Annotated in this window: 16 protein-coding genes and 1 tRNA gene; 7 read left to right on the forward strand and 10 right to left on the reverse strand. The window is 63.0% G+C overall.

Translation table 11 applies throughout. The features are described 5' to 3' along the window. Nucleotides 1-76 precede the first annotated feature (76 nt). The 3 genes from JKG68_RS15280 to JKG68_RS15290 all read left to right on the forward strand — a co-directional run bounded on the left by JKG68_RS15280 (nucleotide 77) and on the right by JKG68_RS15290 (nucleotide 2,057). Complete coding sequence (locus JKG68_RS15280) at nucleotides 77-376, forward strand: hypothetical protein (protein ID WP_202061015.1); 300 nt, start codon at nucleotides 77-79, stop codon at nucleotides 374-376. A 126-nt stretch (nucleotides 377-502) separates the two neighbouring features. Then, the gene (locus tag JKG68_RS15285; protein ID WP_376773154.1) at nucleotides 503-1,006 is read left to right on the forward strand and encodes a DUF411 domain-containing protein; all 504 of its coding nucleotides are present in this window, start codon (nucleotides 503-505) and stop codon (nucleotides 1,004-1,006) included. 40 nt (nucleotides 1,007-1,046) lie between these two features. Next, complete coding sequence (locus tag JKG68_RS15290; protein ID WP_202061021.1) at nucleotides 1,047-2,057, forward strand: ribonuclease Z; 1,011 nt, start codon at nucleotides 1,047-1,049, stop codon at nucleotides 2,055-2,057. A 5-nt stretch (nucleotides 2,058-2,062) separates the two neighbouring features. Here JKG68_RS15290 and JKG68_RS15295 read toward each other — a convergent pair whose 3' ends face one another. After that, nucleotides 2,063-2,524 (reverse strand): DUF2726 domain-containing protein, encoded by a 462-nt coding sequence (locus tag JKG68_RS15295; protein ID WP_202061022.1) that lies wholly within the window; start codon nucleotides 2,522-2,524, stop codon nucleotides 2,063-2,065. Nucleotides 2,525-2,674: 150 nt separating this feature from the next. On the opposite strand from JKG68_RS15295, the gene JKG68_RS15300 reads away from it, so the two are divergent. After that, nucleotides 2,675-3,376, forward strand: coding sequence for a L,D-transpeptidase (locus JKG68_RS15300; protein ID WP_202061024.1), 702 nt, complete (start codon nucleotides 2,675-2,677; stop codon nucleotides 3,374-3,376). Nucleotides 3,377-3,516: 140 nt separating this feature from the next. Further along, nucleotides 3,517-4,671, forward strand: a complete 1,155-nt coding sequence (gene mepK, locus JKG68_RS33460) for a peptidoglycan L,D-endopeptidase MepK (protein ID WP_512699483.1) — start codon at nucleotides 3,517-3,519, stop codon at nucleotides 4,669-4,671. 16 nt (nucleotides 4,672-4,687) lie between these two features. Here mepK and JKG68_RS15310 read toward each other — a convergent pair whose 3' ends face one another. Together JKG68_RS15310 and JKG68_RS15315 are read right to left on the reverse strand one after the other, a co-directional pair. Next, entirely contained in the window at nucleotides 4,688-5,125 is a 438-nt protein-coding gene (locus JKG68_RS15310; RefSeq protein WP_202061028.1) for an RNA polymerase sigma factor region1.1 domain-containing protein, read from the reverse strand. Nucleotides 5,126-5,303: 178 nt separating this feature from the next. Next, entirely contained in the window at nucleotides 5,304-5,561 is a 258-nt protein-coding gene (locus JKG68_RS15315) for a hypothetical protein (RefSeq protein ID WP_202061030.1), read from the reverse strand. A 125-nt stretch (nucleotides 5,562-5,686) separates the two neighbouring features. On the opposite strand from JKG68_RS15315, the gene JKG68_RS15320 reads away from it, so the two are divergent. Then, the gene (locus JKG68_RS15320; RefSeq protein ID WP_202061032.1) at nucleotides 5,687-7,657 is read left to right on the forward strand and encodes a PhoX family protein; all 1,971 of its coding nucleotides are present in this window, start codon (nucleotides 5,687-5,689) and stop codon (nucleotides 7,655-7,657) included. Between the two features lie 171 nt (nucleotides 7,658-7,828). Here the strand turns inward: JKG68_RS15320 and JKG68_RS15325 are convergent. From JKG68_RS15325 to JKG68_RS15355, 7 genes are all read right to left on the reverse strand, one after another. After that, nucleotides 7,829-7,905: transfer RNA gene (locus JKG68_RS15325), tRNA-Asp, on the reverse strand. 146 nt (nucleotides 7,906-8,051) lie between these two features. Continuing rightward, entirely contained in the window at nucleotides 8,052-8,276 is a 225-nt protein-coding gene (locus JKG68_RS15330) for a hypothetical protein (RefSeq protein WP_202061034.1), read from the reverse strand. Nucleotides 8,277-8,312: 36 nt separating this feature from the next. Next, complete coding sequence (locus JKG68_RS15335; protein ID WP_202061041.1) at nucleotides 8,313-8,816, reverse strand: peptide deformylase; 504 nt, start codon at nucleotides 8,814-8,816, stop codon at nucleotides 8,313-8,315. 50 nt (nucleotides 8,817-8,866) lie between these two features. Continuing rightward, nucleotides 8,867-9,262 carry a VOC family protein gene (locus JKG68_RS15340; RefSeq protein ID WP_202061046.1) on the reverse strand — a complete coding sequence of 132 codons (396 nt, stop codon included), beginning with the start codon at nucleotides 9,260-9,262 and terminating at the stop codon, nucleotides 8,867-8,869. Between the two features lie 384 nt (nucleotides 9,263-9,646). Beyond that, nucleotides 9,647-10,675 (reverse strand): hypothetical protein, encoded by a 1,029-nt coding sequence (locus JKG68_RS15345; RefSeq protein WP_246515460.1) that lies wholly within the window; start codon nucleotides 10,673-10,675, stop codon nucleotides 9,647-9,649. Between the two features lie 11 nt (nucleotides 10,676-10,686). Next, nucleotides 10,687-13,593 carry a penicillin-binding protein 1A gene (locus tag JKG68_RS15350; protein ID WP_202061054.1) on the reverse strand — a complete coding sequence of 969 codons (2,907 nt, stop codon included), beginning with the start codon at nucleotides 13,591-13,593 and terminating at the stop codon, nucleotides 10,687-10,689. Nucleotides 13,594-13,803: 210 nt separating this feature from the next. Beyond that, on the reverse strand, nucleotides 13,804-14,562 hold the full coding sequence (locus JKG68_RS15355) for an SDR family oxidoreductase (protein WP_202061056.1): 759 nt from the start codon (nucleotides 14,560-14,562) through the stop codon (nucleotides 13,804-13,806). A gap of 219 nt (nucleotides 14,563-14,781) precedes the next feature. On the opposite strand from JKG68_RS15355, the gene JKG68_RS15360 reads away from it, so the two are divergent. Further along, entirely contained in the window at nucleotides 14,782-15,189 is a 408-nt protein-coding gene (locus JKG68_RS15360; RefSeq protein ID WP_202061058.1) for a DUF1236 domain-containing protein, read from the forward strand. The last annotated feature ends 329 nt before the right edge of the window (nucleotides 15,190-15,518 follow it).

Raw genomic sequence — 15,518 nt, forward strand, 5'->3', positions numbered from 1 at the left:
GGACACCACTTTGCTTCGAACGAGCGGGGTCGAGCGTTAGTGGATATCCCCTGCGGGCGAATGGAAAGGACAAACCATGTTCACGCTTACAATCAGCGACAAGCCGGTTGCCATCACGAATGCCGATGAGGAGGAAGCCCGCGAGCTCCTCATGAGTGAGGACTTCAAGGAAGACCTCAAGGTCCTGGAGAGCGAGGGCGCTCCGTTGTGGGACGGGATCGCGAGCCTCAATGTTCGGCCGGCGACCGACGAGGAGAAGGCCGAGTTCGAGGACGCGGACTTCGACGAGGAGGAGGACGACGATGATGAGGAGGAAGGCCCCTACATCATGTTCCTGGTCGACGTGACCGATCCCGACGAGAGCGACGAGGGCTGATCGGCGGACCTCAAGCCGCCAATCTCGAACGAATCTCTCAACAAGGCCGCGCCCGGGCGATCCGGGCCCGGCCGCTCTGCAGGAGGCGAGCGCCTTCATCCTGCGACACTGGGAAGGAGTTCATCCATGCGGAGTTCATCCGTGCAACCTGGTCTGACGATGAGCCGGCGGACACTGCTTGCCGGACTCATGGCCTCTCCCATGGCGTTTTCCGCCAAAGCCGCCTCGGCCACGGGAGCCCTGCCGACAATGGTGGTGACCAAGGATCCGAATTGCGGCTGCTGCACCGGGTGGGTCGACCATGTTCGGGCGGAAGGCTTCCAGGTGGATGTGGTCGAGACGCCCGAGGTCAACCGCCTGAAGGCTCGTCTCGGCGTGCCCCAGGCCCTTGCCTCCTGCCATACGGCGGAAATCGGCGGCTATGTGATCGAGGGGCACGTGCCGGCAGGCGCCATCAAACGGCTTCTTGCCGAAAGGCCACAGGCCAAAGGTCTCGCGGTTCCCGGCATGCCGGCCGGATCTCCCGGCATGGAGGTCGAGGGCATGGAGCCCGACACCTATGAGGTCGTTCTCTTCGGGCCCTCCGGTCAGCGGACCTATGCCCGGTTCACGGGCGGCCGCGAGGTCTGACGGCGCGGGAACACACGGCAGGCAGGGCCGTTGGCCCACGATGAGTTGGCTTGTTCAATCCCGCCTCGTGAACGACCCCTTCAGCGACCCGGGTGTCTACCTCGATTTTAGCTATGGCCGCCGGGCCATCCTTTTCGATTTGGGCGATGTCGGCGGTCTCTCGTCCCGGGAATTGCTGCGGGTGAGCCATGTGTTCGTGTCCCACACGCATGTGGATCACGTGGCAGGCTTCGACCGCCTGTTTCGCCTCTGTCTCCATCGTCCCTCCCCGCTGACCCTCATCGGGCCGCCGGGCTTCGCGGTGCAGGTTGAGCATCGCATCCGCAGCTTCACCTGGAACCTGCTGGACGAGAACTCGGTCGATTTCTGCATTCGGGCCATGGACTACGATGGAAGCCGCCTGGTGAAGGCCGCCGAGTTCCACGCCCGCGAAGCCTTCGCCAGGCGCGATAGGGAGCCCCCGGCTTTTCCGGAAGGCATCGCCTGGATGGAGGATGAGTTCAAGGTCGAGGCCGCAGCCCTCGATCACGGCATCCCTTCCCTCGCTTTTGCCCTGCGGGAGGTTCTTCAGGTCAATGTATGGCGGGGCGTGCTGGGTGAGATGGGCCTTCCCCCCGGCCCCTGGCTCAATGAGGCGAAACGGGCCGTTCGCCTCGGGCTGCCGGATGCCCATATGGTCACGGTTCCGACAGAAGGCAGCATTCGCTTGGGGGAGCTGAGGGATCGTGCCTTGCGCGTGGCTCCGGGACAGGCGGTCGCCTATGTGACGGACGCCGCTCCCCACGCGGAGAACCGAGCAAAAATCCTTCGGCTGGCGCAAAAAGCGGACCAGCTTTTCATCGAGGCCGTCTTTCTTGAGCGGGATCGCCCCCTGGCGCTTGCCTCCCACCACCTGACGGCCTGGGACGCCGGAGCCATCGCCCGGGAGGCGGGAGTCAGGCACGTGACGCCTTTCCACCACTCCGCACGCTACCTGTCCGAGCCGGATGTGCTCCGGGAGGAGCTGTTCGAGAGCTTCGATGCCGCCGACCGGGCGGCAATGACAGGCTGAGGGACTTATTCGGGGTTGAACACGGCCTCATGGATCTGCCGCGGATCGGGCCTGCGGCTGGAACTGAACCGGACGACCCGGTAGCCGCAGGATTTCAGGATACGGTCCTGTTGTGCGTCCTTCCTGGCATCGTGGGAGCGGTCATCGAGCTCGACGATTGCCAGCACTTCCAAGTCTTGAACGATCGCCCAATCCACGCGCGTGTTCGAAATCCTTCGAAAGGCCGTCCAGAACGCGCGGCTTCCCTCCTTCGCATCGGGCCGCACGAGGGCCAGGATCGGCACCTGCGGCCAGATCTGACAGTCGGGGCATGCGGCCAGGAGGCGCTGGTAGAACTCCCTTTCGTTCTCCGTCATGATCGTATGCCGCCGGTAGCGCGGCTTGCGGGTCCAGAAGAGGACGAGGACGAACATGACGGCAAGCAGAGCGCACCCTGCCAGCCAGGACCATGGAAGGTTCTCGATCATGGGTTCGCCCCAACCATTCCCTGATGCTCCATTCCCGGGATTGTGAACGGCAAAGCTCCTGCCTGCCGCAGGAGCATAGCAGCTATCATGAAACCCAGATGCATGGTCCTGCGTCTTCTTATTGTCCAGTTATATGCCGGGGAGACAAGAATGGACCTCAGCCGCCGTACCTTCCTGCTTGGCGTGTCAGCCGCTGCCGCCGGCACCAGCCTTCCCGCGAGCCGCAGCCTTGCTCAGGCGGCTGTCGATCAATCCGTCTACCGGAGCATGTACGCTCCCATTGACGATGATCTTTATCCAATTCCCGGCGTCGACATTTCCCGGATCAATCCGGCCTATCTGCGCCGGGTGGTCCGTTACGACACCGCCGAGGCTCCCGGAACCATCGTGGTCGATCCCCAGACCCGCTATCTCCACCTCGTCCTGCGCGACGGCATGGCCGTGCGCTACGGGGTCGGCGTCGGACGTTCGGGCTTCGGTTGGTCCGGGGCGGCGACGATCAAGGACAAGCAGGAATGGCCTGACTGGTACCCGCCGAAGGAAATGTTCGAACGGGAGCCGGATCTCATGGAGAAGATGGGCGAGTTGCCGGGCGGACCCGGCATGCCCGGTGGCCCTGGCAATCCCTTGGGCGCCCGCGCCCTCTACCTCTGGAAGGGCAACAAGGACACCCTCTACCGCATCCACGGCACCTTCGAGCCCTGGACCATCGGCACCAATGTTTCGTCCGGCTGCATCCGCATGATCAATCAGGATGTGATCGATCTTTACAGACACGTCCCGACAGGCACTAAAGTGGTGGTCCTGTCGTCGGGCCGGAGCAGGCGCAATCAGATGGTTTCCCGCACCTGATTAAGCAAAAAGGCACGGTTCGCGCCTATTTTTGCCATGGTTAACAAACACACGTTCCGTAGGGACGCGGGAACTAACGAACCATGGCGGGAATATTTGCCCAGTCGAAACGATCGGTTGGCAGGCGCGGGACGCTTCCTGTGCCGCGGAGCGGCTGCCTGTCCGGTAGAAAAGGCGCCTCTCGCCTGATACTCAGCCTTCTTGCCGCCGCTTCGTCTCTTATGATCGTGACCGCCCGCACGCAGGACGCCGCCGCGAACGGGGATACGCGCACCCTCACCTTCTTCCACACCCATACGAGGGAAAGTGCGACCGTGACCTTCCGCAGGAACGGTCAATACGACCAGCAGGCTCTGACCCAGCTCAACTGGTTCCTGCGGGACTGGCGCGTGGAGAAGCCCGCCCAGATGGACCCGCGCCTATTCGACATCATCTGGGAGGTCTACCGCGAAGCCGGCTCCTCCCAGCCGATCCACATCATCTCTGCCTATCGGTCACCGGAAACCAACGGCTCGTTGCGACGCCGGTCGAGCGGGGTCGCCGAACACAGCCAGCACATGCTCGGCAAGGCCATGGACATCCGCCTGCCGGATGTGGACACGGCGCGCCTGCGTGCCATCGCCATGCGCATGCAATATGGCGGAGTCGGCTACTATTCGTCCTCTGCCTTTGTCCATGTGGATACGGGCAACGTGCGCGCCTGGCCTCGCATGACGCAGCAGCAGCTCGTGCGGCTGTTCCCCGACGGCAAGACCCTCCACCTGCCCTCGAACGGCAAGCCGCTCCCCGGCTACGAGGAAGCCAAGGCCGAGATCCTGGCCCGCAATGCCGCCCTTGCGTCGCAAGCCTCGGCTGGAGGTGGATCCTTCGGCAATCTGCTGGCGAACCTTTTCGGTCGCAGGAACCCCACGCCGGCGCCGCAGCCGGCTGTGCCTGCCCCCGCCGCGGAGACGCTGGTCGCCTCAGCCGATCGTGAAGTCGTGGAGGAAATCGCCGTGGAGGTTCCCCTGCCGCCGCAGCGGCCGCGGGAGATCAGGCTTGCGACTGCCCTTCCGCCGGATGCCGGTGCATTGGCGGCGATGATTGCAACCCCTCAGCCCACTCCGCTCCCGGGGCCGGAGGCCATTCTCGGCTACGACGAAGATGCCGCCGTGAAGGCGCTCCTCGATCCCAGAACGGCATTCCTGGATATTGGCTTCGCATCGCAGGCGAAGGAAGAACTGAGCGCAAACCAGTTCACCGGTCCAGCCGTCAAGCCGCTGCCGGTTTTCGGGGAAGCTCGGGCCAACCTCTGAGGTCCGGCGGCTGCGATCAGATTGCCGAGACCATGAGAAGGCCGACGAGCACGATCAGCACGAGGCCCCCTGCGACGGCAACTGCCCAATGCGCGGCGGCTTTGTCCCCGGCTTGCACCTCAGGCTTGTTCAAGGCCGGCTGGACCGGGGCACCTGTCTGGAGAGCAATTTTTCGAGGCTTTGCCGGCGGTGCGGCGGAGCGGCCCGGAAACGGGATGATCTCGGCGGTGCGTGCAGGCGGCAGGCTCGGTTTCGGATTTGGCGAGATGAGGCTGTCTTCCAGCTCGACCGGAACTCCTGTCTCCTCCAGATGGACGACGATGAGCGCGATTTCCTCCGGGCTCATGGAGTCGATCGGCAGATTGGCCTCAAGATCCTGGTTCGTAAGATAGCCCTGCTTGCGTCCGAGGGCGATCAAGCGGTCCAGGGTATTGCTGTCTAGCGCCGGCTGCATGAGGAGACCACCCTATGTGGGCTGTTGGGCGGAGAAACAGCCGAGGCTGCTTCGAATGGTTTCGTTAAGCTAACGCCCCAATCTCCCCCAGCGTTGCACCTGGAAAATCTTCCAGGTGCTTTTTTGAAGAAGCTTTAGTCGTACGACGAAATGCGAACATGCGGGCTTTCGAGCCGGCCTAGTTCTTCGTCGCCTGGGAAGCTTCCTGCAATGCCTCCTTCTCCCGCCTGACCTGCTCGGACAGCTGCTCGGCGATGGCGACGAGCTTGGAGGCCGTCGCATCCTTGCCGTGAAGCTCCACATGTCCGGCCAGTCCCACCGTCAGAAGGGATTCGAAGACCAGATCGGCCTGGATTCCCTTCCTGACCAGATCGATGGCAACCTTCTGCCACTGATCGCACAACTGCTCGCGAAGTTCGGAAATATCGTTGCTCATCCCGTAACCATACACGACCTGTCCCGTTTTGTCTGCGGCAGGGCTCTCCTTCGACCCGACTGTCACCAAGCTTACATAGAACCGTTCTAATGCGCTTCCGTCCCCCAAGAGACGGAGAACCCGATATGGACGAGCACAAGGGCCGACTTCGCGCCAGCGAACTGGAAGACTCAGGCGATGTCGGAGTGAACCCGACACAAAACCTCACGATGGGCGAGATCATCGCCACGCGCTTCGACCGGCGCGACTTCCTGCGGGGCTCGCTCGCCGTCGCGGCGATCTCGGCGACCGTGGGCACCCGTGCCCTGGCCGCGAACGAACAGCCGGCCAAAAAAGCTTCGAACCCGATCTCCTTCGACTTCAAGGAAATCGAAGCCGGGGTCGATCAGACCCACCACGTGGCCGAGGGCTACGACGCCCAGGTTCTGCTGCGTTGGGGCGACCCGATTTTCGCCGATGCGCCTGAGTTCGATCCCATGAACCAGACTGCCGAACGCCAAGCGCGCCAGTTCGGCTACAACACCGACTTCATCGGCTTCATCCCGCTCAACGGCTCGGCCGACCATGGCCTGCTCGTGGCCAATCATGAGTACACCAACGAGGAGCTGATGTTCCCGGGCGTGGGCATCCAGGACGCCAAGGATGCGAACTTCTCGAAGATGACCAAGGAGCTGGTCGACATCGAAATCGCCGCGCATGGCGGCGCTGTCGTCGAGATCCGCCGCGTCAACGGCCAATGGCAGGTGGTGAAGGACTCCAGGTACAACCGTCGCATCACCGCCGCGACCCCGATGGACATCACCGGCCCCGCCGCAGGCCACGATCGCATGAAGACCTCCGCCGATGCCACCGGCCGCAAGGTGAATGGCATGATCAACAACTGCGCCGGCGGCGTGACCCCCTGGGGCACCTGGCTCAGCTGCGAAGAGAACTTCAACGGCTACTTCTGGGGCAAGCTCGGCGACGATCATGCGGAGGCCAAGAACTACAAGCGCTACGGCCTCGGCACGCCCGCCTATGCCTGGGGCAAGTATTACGACCGCTTCGACCTGACGAAGGAGCCCAACGAGGCGAACCGCTTCGGCTGGGTGGTCGAGATCGATCCCTTCGATCCGACCTTCGTGCCGAAGAAGCGCACCGCTCTCGGACGCACCAAGCACGAGGGCGCTGCCGGCATCACCAACAGCGACGGCCGCTACGTGGTCTATCTCGGCGACGACGAGCGCTTCGACTACGTCTACAAGTTCGTCACCGCCGGCAAGGTCGACCCGCAGAACCGCGCCGCCAACCTGGGTCTTCTCGACGAGGGCACCCTCTACGTCGCCAAGTACAACCCGGACGGCACGGGCACCTGGCTCCCGATGGTTCACGGCCAGGGGGCGCTCACCGAGGCCAACGGCTTCAAGAACCAGGCCGACGTGCTGATCGAGACCCGGCGCGCAGCAGACCTTCTCGGCGCCACCAAGATGGACCGTCCCGAGGACATCGAGGCGAATCCGCAGACGAACCGCGTCTACGTCATGCTGACGAACAACACGCGCCGCAAGGAAGACCAGGTGGATGCGGCCAATCCGCGTGCGAACAATGCGTTCGGCCATATCGTCGAGATGATGCCGGAAGGCGGAAACCATGCCGCCGCTGCGTTCACCTGGGAAGTTCTGGTGAAGTGCGGCGATCCGTCCGTCGCCTCCGTCGGCGCCACCTTCTCGTCGGAGACCACCAAGAACGGCTGGTTCGGCATGCCCGACAACTGCGCCATCGACAGCCAGGGCCGCCTCTGGATTTCCACGGACGGCAACAACGCAAAGGCCACGGGCCGGGCCGATGGCCTCTGGGCTCTTGAAACGGAAGGCGAGAAGCGCGGCACCTCGAAGCACTTCTTCCGCGTTCCGGTCGGCGGCGAGCTGTGCGGTCCCTTCTTCACGCCAAACGACGAGTCGCTGTTCCTCGCCGTTCAGCATCCCGGAGAGGCGGAAGAAGGCGCGACGTCGACCTTCGAAAATCCGATCACCCGCTGGCCGGATTTCAAGGATGGCATGCCGACCCGTCCCTCGGTGCTGGTCGTCACCAAGCAAGGCGGCGGCAAGATCGCCTGACGGCGTTCCACCGGCGAGTGCTCATTGGCACTGACAAAGGAGCCCCAGCGGCTCCTTTGTTCATTCAGGCGAGGCGGAGATCCGCCGGCTGAAGGCGCGGGGGGTAATATCTTCGGATTGGGATGAAGTGCTGCTCATAACAGCCTTGGGCACGGCAGCCCTGAAGGAGAGTGGCGCGGGCGACGGGGCTCGAACCCGCGACCTCCGGCGTGACAGGCCGGCACTCTAACCGACTGAGCTACGCCCGCGCATTTCTCTCGCATCGCTTGGCGCCCGGGGCGTTTCTTGCGATGGAGGCGCGCTCGTAGCGGTGAATGAGCACGCTGTCAAATGGTGTTTGGATTATCCCCAGCCCCTGGCGCCGCAGGCCGGGCCATGATCCCTCCGATACCGCTCAATCTCTCGTGCTGACCGAGAAGACCTCGTGTCCGGCGCCGTTCAGCACCCGAACGGCCTCGACCTCCGGTTCACGGGACTGGGGCCTGCGGGCGAGGGAGAAGACCTTCAGGGCCCGCTCCTTCGCCTTTTCGAGGGAGTCGGTGCGGACCATGATGCGGCGCACGACCCCGCCGCCTGCCTCCTCCGAAGCCAAGGTCTCGATGCGATAAATCTCAAACACGCTTTCCAAAGCTCCAAAGTCGGACCTGCTCCATGATCACGCCCTGAGACGCTGGAGCTTTTCGAACCGCTTGATCAGCCGGTCCCGCTTCAATTTCGACAGACGGTCGATCCAGAAGATGCCTTCGAGCTGATCGATCTCGTGCTGAAGGCATACGGCCATCAGGCCTTCCGCCTCTTCCCCATGTTCCGTGCCGTCAAGCCGCTTGTACCTCACGCCCACCCTCTGAGGGCGCTCGATCTCGTCCGTAACCCCCGGCATCGAAACGCTTCCCTCCACATGGCGGGCCGTTTCGGAGGATGTCCAGGTAATCTCGGGATTGATATAGATGTGCGGCTCGGGATCGGTTTCCAACTGGATGACCACGAGCCGCCGAAGAATGCCGATATGCGGAGCGGTGATGCCTATTCCGGGCGCCGCATGCATCGTCTCGGTCAGATCGCGAGCAAGCGTCCGGATCTCCTCATCGATCGCGATGATCGGCTCCGCCTTCTGGCGCAGGCGCTGGTCGGGAAAGCGGACGATCGGGCGCGTAGCCACCGGCCGTCTCCTTGTTGCTTCGAGGGACAGGAGGGTTGTAGGCTGCAAGCTTACTTATAGCGACCGCCGCGCTGTAGCACCTCGATCTTGTAGCCGTCAGGGTCCTGCACGAAAAAGAACCTCGCCCCAGGCCTTCCCTCAAGCCTGAGTTCCTTCAACGGCGTGGGCTCGAGGCCAAGGGACGAGAACCGGGCATGCTCCGCATCGAGATCCTCCACGGATAAGGCCAAATGCCCGTAACCGTCGCCGAGCACGTAAGGCTCGGTCCGGTCATGGTTGATGGTCAGCTCAAGCTCGAAATCGCCTTCCTCATTGCTCAGGTAGACCAAGGTGAAGCCCGCGAAGGGCAGGCGTTCCGCCACCGCGAGGCCGAAGGCCTTCCGGTAGAAATCGAGGGAGCGCTGCTCGTCCAGCACCCGGATCATGGAATGGATGGCCTTGGCCATGGAAAGCACCTCGCTCAGCGCTGCCGGCCGCCTGCCGGGGCAGGAGGCATCAAGATTGGTTCACGGCTCGGGAGATAGCAGCGGTTACGTTCGGACGAAAGCAGATTGAGCAGGCGCAGCCCTCCAACAACCGCAGGCCAGGATTGTTATGCGGTGTGGCGTTCCACCACACCAGCCGAACGCGAGGGACACCTGAGGCGCAATCAACGAAAGTTGATGCCTGCCCAGCTTCATGAAACGGTTGGCGAAGGAACATTGAACAAGATGAACGCTTGGTTTGGTACGGAGGCACCATTCCCCGCAACCCCTTGTCGCCTCCGCAGACTTGACAGCCCCGTTCGGCAGATTGGAACGGGGCTTTTTCATGCCGCTGCCCCAGCCTCACTATTGCTCGAGCATATCCGCAATCGACCGGATGCGGTTGCGAACATAGTCGGGAAGTCCGGCGCTGATGGAGTTGCCCGAGTTGAACGAGCTCTTGCCCATCAGCACCTGCGCAGGAATGAGGTTGCGCAGGACGGGAACGTTCTCGAACTCCTTCCTGCGTTCCAGAACGTCGGTCTCGACCGCAAGCGCCATGAACACGGTCGCAACCGTCTTGCTGCTGTCCGCGGGGTTTTCCTGCAGCACGGCGAGCAGCTTTCCGAACTGTATCACCTGATTGACCTGAAAGAGCGTCTGTTCCAGGACGCCGGTGACGGGAGCCTCGAAACCGGTCAGCTTCGAAAGCCCGGTCCGGTCGATCTCACCCGCCGGCAGCACCCGGATCTCGGTCTGGAATTCCATGGCCTCGGAAATCTTCTTTCCGCCCTCCTCCAGCTTGTTGGCTAAGCGAATGCCGACGGGCAGCTTGCCCTCGAGCGGATAGCGGGACTCGATGCACAGGCTCTGCGGCGCCTCGCACCAGCGTCGACCGGGGTGGCGGTTATGGGCGCTTTGCGGGTCCACCTGCGGGAGAGCCTGCTCGGCCGTGATGCGCCGGTGCTTGATGGTCGGATCGAGCTTCTCCAGCACGTCGAGCCGGGTATAGCGAGCCAGGTCGATCGATCCCGGCGCCTTGTCGATCAGGAAGCGGGCTTCCACAACATACATGTGGAGCTTCTCGGTATAGGACTTCTCGATTCCGTGCACCGAAACCTTGATGGTGGGCTCCGTGTAGCCGGGAAAGAGGCTCAGGTACTGCTTCTGCACCGGCCGCTCACGCCCCCAGTCCGCGAACCGGATCAGCCCGGTCCCGGCATCGGTGAGCTTGTCGTCCCGGTGATCGCTGAACACGATGGTCTTCGGCTTGAGCTGGCCCGGAGCAACAGCCGTGACGGAGCGGACCTCCTCGATCTTGAACCCTTGAGCCGCCCCTGGCCCCACGGAGGCCAGCAAGGCGACAGCAGCGATCAGCGCCTGCCCGAATGCCATCTTCGATATCATCAATAAACCTGTCCGTTGCGCCAGAAATAATCGGGATCGACGCGCCGGGACCTGCGCGGAGGTTCCTCCTCGTCCCACCACCGGCGGAAAACCGATTCCGGATCAGCCTGGCGCCGCGACGGCGGAATCATCTGGCGCAGGCCATCGAGCCAACCGGGCCCCTCGGCGTAGGGCCCCTCGTTTTCATACTGCGAGCCCCCGCCCCTATCGTCGCCGTCGCTCCACAGATCAGGATTGCGGAAAGCGTAGGCCTCATCCTGCGGCACGAGACGGAACTGCGTCTCGCTGAGCCGCCCGAGCCAGTTCAGGCGGAAATGCTCCATGAAGCCTTTGCCTTGCCCGTCCGTCAGCCGGTCGCCCGTGTTGAGATCGATCGGCAAAGTGATGAGCTGCTTTGCCGCCTGCGGAGACGGCGGACCGAGAGGCGCCTTCGGTGCATGGTGCTCCCAGGCCGCCTGCAGAATGGACTGGAAGATCGGAGCCGTGACCTTCCCGCCTGTCTGGCCGCGCCCAAGCGTCCGCCGCTTGCCGTCGGCATTGTCGTGTCCTGCCCAGACGGCGATGGTCACGTCGTTGGTAAAGCCGACGAACCAGGCATCGTTCTCGTTGTCCGATGTGCCCGTCTTGCCTGCGGCAAAGGGAGCAAGTGCCTTCAGGGAACGGGCCGTTCCGCGCTCCAACACCCCCTGCAGCATGGTCTTCAACTGATAGAAGGCCGCCGGATCGGCAGACCCAAGCCGCACTGGCGCATTCGCCTTGCGGCTGTAGATGGCGCGTCCGTTCTCCTCGACGGATTCGATCGCGTAAGGCACCGGCATGGCGCCCTCGTTGGCCACGGCGGCATAGAAGGCCGCGATGTCGAGAATTCTCACCGGCTGCGCGCCGAGCACGAAGGGGTAATGCGGCGTGCATTCCAGGTAGAGCTGCGCCTCGAGGGCAAGTTCGCACACCCGCTTCAGGCTTTGCTCGGGAGTGGACTCGATGCCTCCGTCGAGAAGCCGCGCCGTCACCAGGTTCTTGGAGTTCTCCAGCGCCCGGCGCAGGGTCATGATGCCCGAGCCGGTGCCGTCATAGTTCTTCGGGCTCCAATAATCCCGCGCTCTGGCATTGGCCTCGCCGCTTACGGGCGGCAGGGTCACGGGCGTGTCCCAGATCAGGGTGTTGGGCTGAAGCCCTTTGGACAGGGCAGCCAGATAGGTGAGCGGCTTGAGGGCGGAGCCTGGTTGCCGGTGAGCCTGAGTGGCGCGGTTGAGCTGGCTTAAGGGATAGGAGAACCCGCCTGTCATCGCGAGGATTCGGCCGGACTTGTTCTCCAGCACGACGGCTCCGCCCTGAACGGAAGGAGGCGTGCGCAAATCGGCACGAACAGTCCCCTTGCCCTTCTGCTCGATCACCCGGACCCGCACGACATCGTGGAGCTTGATGTCGCGGCGAGCAGCCTCCCAGGCATTCAGGGACAGGATGCTTCCATCTTTCAATCCGACGCGCAGCACGTTCGCACCGCTCTTTTTATCCTTCCCTTTCTCGATCACCACGGCTGCGGGCCAATGCACGTCATACAAAGGCAGTCGCGCCGCCTCCAGCGCGCGCCGCCACGCGGGAGCGGCCGCGGCATCATTTTTGCCCTCGAAGGCCTTGATGGCCTCGGCGAGATTGATCTCGGCTCCCTGATAGCGCTGCCGCCCGATGCTCAGCTCATAGCGCGCCAAGCCCTCCTGCAGCGCAGCCTCAGCCGCCTGCTGCAGGGCGGGATTGAGCGTGGAGCGCACCGTATAGGCGCCTGCGGTAAGCTTCTCGATGTCGGCCAACGTGCGCGCGTCGCGGCTCACGTGATCGACGAAGTGAAATCCTGTCGTCCGCCGGGTGCGCTCGATCGGCACGCGTTGCGGCAGGGACACGACCGCCTGCTGCACCTGCTCCGACTTCAGGAACCCATCCTCCTGCATGCGGCTCAACACATAGGCCATGCGCTCCTGCGTTCGCTCCGCTCGAGTATCGGGATTGTAATAGTTCGGCCCCTTCGCCAGCCCTGCCAGAAGAGCCCCCTCGGAAACGGAGAGTGCCTTGACGCCTTTTCCGAAATAGCTGCGGGCCGCCATCTCGATGCCCCAGGAGGAGCGCCCGAGATAGATGGAGTTGAGATAGATCTCCAGGATCTCGGCCTTGCTGAGCGTGCGCTCGATGCGGGAGGCGACGATCATCTCCCGCATCTTGCGGTCGTAAGTGACGTCGTCGCCAACCAGCAGGTTCTTGGCCACCTGCTGGGTAATGGTGGAGCCTCCGGCCGGCCGCCCTGGATTGGCGAAGTTGCCGACGAAAGCGCGGATCACCCCGCGCTCGTCGACGCCGCGATGCTGGTAGAAGCGTTTGTCCTCGGCCGAGACAAAGGCCTGCTGGACGGATTTTGGGATATCCGACAGGGGAACCCAGATGCGCCGATGGTCCGGTTCGAACACCTCCGCAAAGCGCTTGCCGCTTCCGTCGAGGACGACGCTGACACCCGGCAGCTTGAGACCCTTCAGCTTGCCTACATCGGGAAGACCAGCCACGGCCGCATTGTAGTATGAGATCACCTCGCCGAGATCGACGGGCGCCGGCTCGACCTTCTCGTTCTTGCAGAACAGGCGGTAGCTCGCGTGAAGGTCGCTGAAGCTCAATCCCTGCAGGACCTTCATGTCCCCGGCGATGGCCTGCGGATCCTCCATGGCCGTGGCGATCAGATCATCGAGGTTGATGTCCTCGATATCGAAGGCGCGGCGCATGTGCGTGCAGCCGCTCTTGAGGATCTCCGATACTTCCGCCTGATCCCGCACGGGATCGAAGGTGGTCTTCACCGAATCCGGATCGACGAGAACCTGGCTCAATGTCAGGGCCGTTGCGAAAATCTTGACGAGAATCGCGCTCATTCCGTCGCCGTCATCAGAAAGCTGCACTCCACGAGAGGGTTATCGGCACAACCTGCCGAGACATGCCGTCGTCGGCGGATTGAACCTTGCTGGAAACAACCTGAATGGAAGCCGTACATCGCGGCTGTTTTAGGACCGGCCATCAGAATGAGATGGACCTGCCCAGCTTGGTTCCCAGACGAGGAATGCCGCGGTCACGGGAATGTGTCTTCAGCCACGGCCGACGAACGGCATCTTGGTTGCCATGACCGTCATGGTGAGAACATTCGCATCCAGCGGCAGGCTTGCCATGTAGAGCACCGCATCGGCAACATGCTTTGGGTCGATCCTCGGCTCCGGCGCAAGCGTCCCGTTGGGCTGCAGCACACCCTCCGTCATTCGGGCCGTCATGTCCGTGGCCGCATTGCCGATGTCGATCTGACCACAGGCAATGTCATAGGCGCGGCCGTCGAGGGACGTGGATTTCGTCAGCCCCAGAACGGCGTGCTTGGTGGCCGTATAAGGAGCCGAGAGGGGACGCGGCGCATAAGCCGAGACCGAACCGTTGTTGATGATGCGCCCGCCTCTTGGATCCTGAGCCTTCATTATCCGAAACGCCTCCTGGGTGCAGAGGAAGGCCCCTGTCAGGTTGGTGTCGACGACGGTTCGCCACTGCTCGAGCGGGATGTCTTCCAGAGGGATAGCCGGAGAGCCCATGCCGGCATTGTTGACGAGAAGATCGAGCCTTCCAAAAGCCTGCGTGGTTGCAGCGAACAGGGCCGAGACGGAGGACGGGTCCGTGATGTCGGTGGGGACGAGAAGGGTCGAGGCACCCTCGCCGCCGATCTCTTGGTTTGCCGCTTCAAGTACTTCTTGCCGCCTCCCCGCCATCGCGACGCTATAGCCGGCGCCCAACAGGCCGGCGCAGATGGCCTTGCCGACCCCGGTTCCAGCACCTGTCACGATTGCAACCTTGGCACTTCCCGTCATGCTTCTCTCCTTGATGATCCTGTGGCCTACACCGAGCGATGCGTCTTAGGGCAACACGGCAACGCCTGGAGGCTAACCTGCGTCCAAGGATCGACCTAGCGGTTATTCGCGTGAATTGCCGACCGAAGTCCGGGGAACCCGGAGCCGATCTGTTGGCCCCCGAGGGAACCGGCTAAGCTTTCCGGCGTTCGCATGATGCCAATCGGAAAGGAATCCGTCATGCGCAATCATATCCTTAGCTCGGCTGCTCTCCTGACAATCCTGGCCCTTCCCCTCGCCGCTTGCCAGAGCGGTGCTGCCACAGGCGCAGCGGGAGGGGCGGTAACCGGCGCCGTCGTCGGCGGGCCGGTCGGCGCCGTTGTCGGCGGTGTGGCCGGTGCCGCAGTCGGCGGCGCGCTCACGGCTGAGGAATCGACTCGTGTTCGCAGCTATGTGGTCGCCCAGCGCCGTCCGTCGATCCGCGTGTCCGAAGAAGTGGTCGTCGGCCAACCCCTGCCGCCTCGCGTGAGGCTCTACTCCGTTCCCCCGAACGTCGGCCTTCAGAACTCCTACAGCTACACCATCGTCAACGACCAGACCGTGCTGGTCGACCCGCAGACCCGGGAAGTCGTCCAGGTCATCGAGTAATCTGCAAAGCCCATCGAAGCCTAAAGAGGCGGCTCGCATGAGCCGCCTCTTTCATATTAAATTCAGAGCGCCAGGCCCGGATAGAGCCCCTTGAGGCCTCCTGGTCGCGTTGCCTTGCTTGGCAGAGCCCGATCGGCATTTCGATAGGCTGCCATCGGGATTGCCCCTTCAAAACGGCAGGTCTGATACTTATATTTCTTAAGACAGCACTCTGGCTTCCCTCACGCGATATGTTGAGGCGCCAAACAATCCCCTTGCAGTCTTTGCTTGATTGTTTATATGAGCGCCTCCCTGGCTGTTTTGCGCGGTGTGTGCGGCGGCTTTGGGTT

The sequence above is a fragment of the Microvirga aerilata genome (assembly GCF_016743775.1).
In the GTDB taxonomy this organism is placed as follows: domain Bacteria; phylum Pseudomonadota; class Alphaproteobacteria; order Rhizobiales; family Beijerinckiaceae; genus Microvirga; species Microvirga aerilata.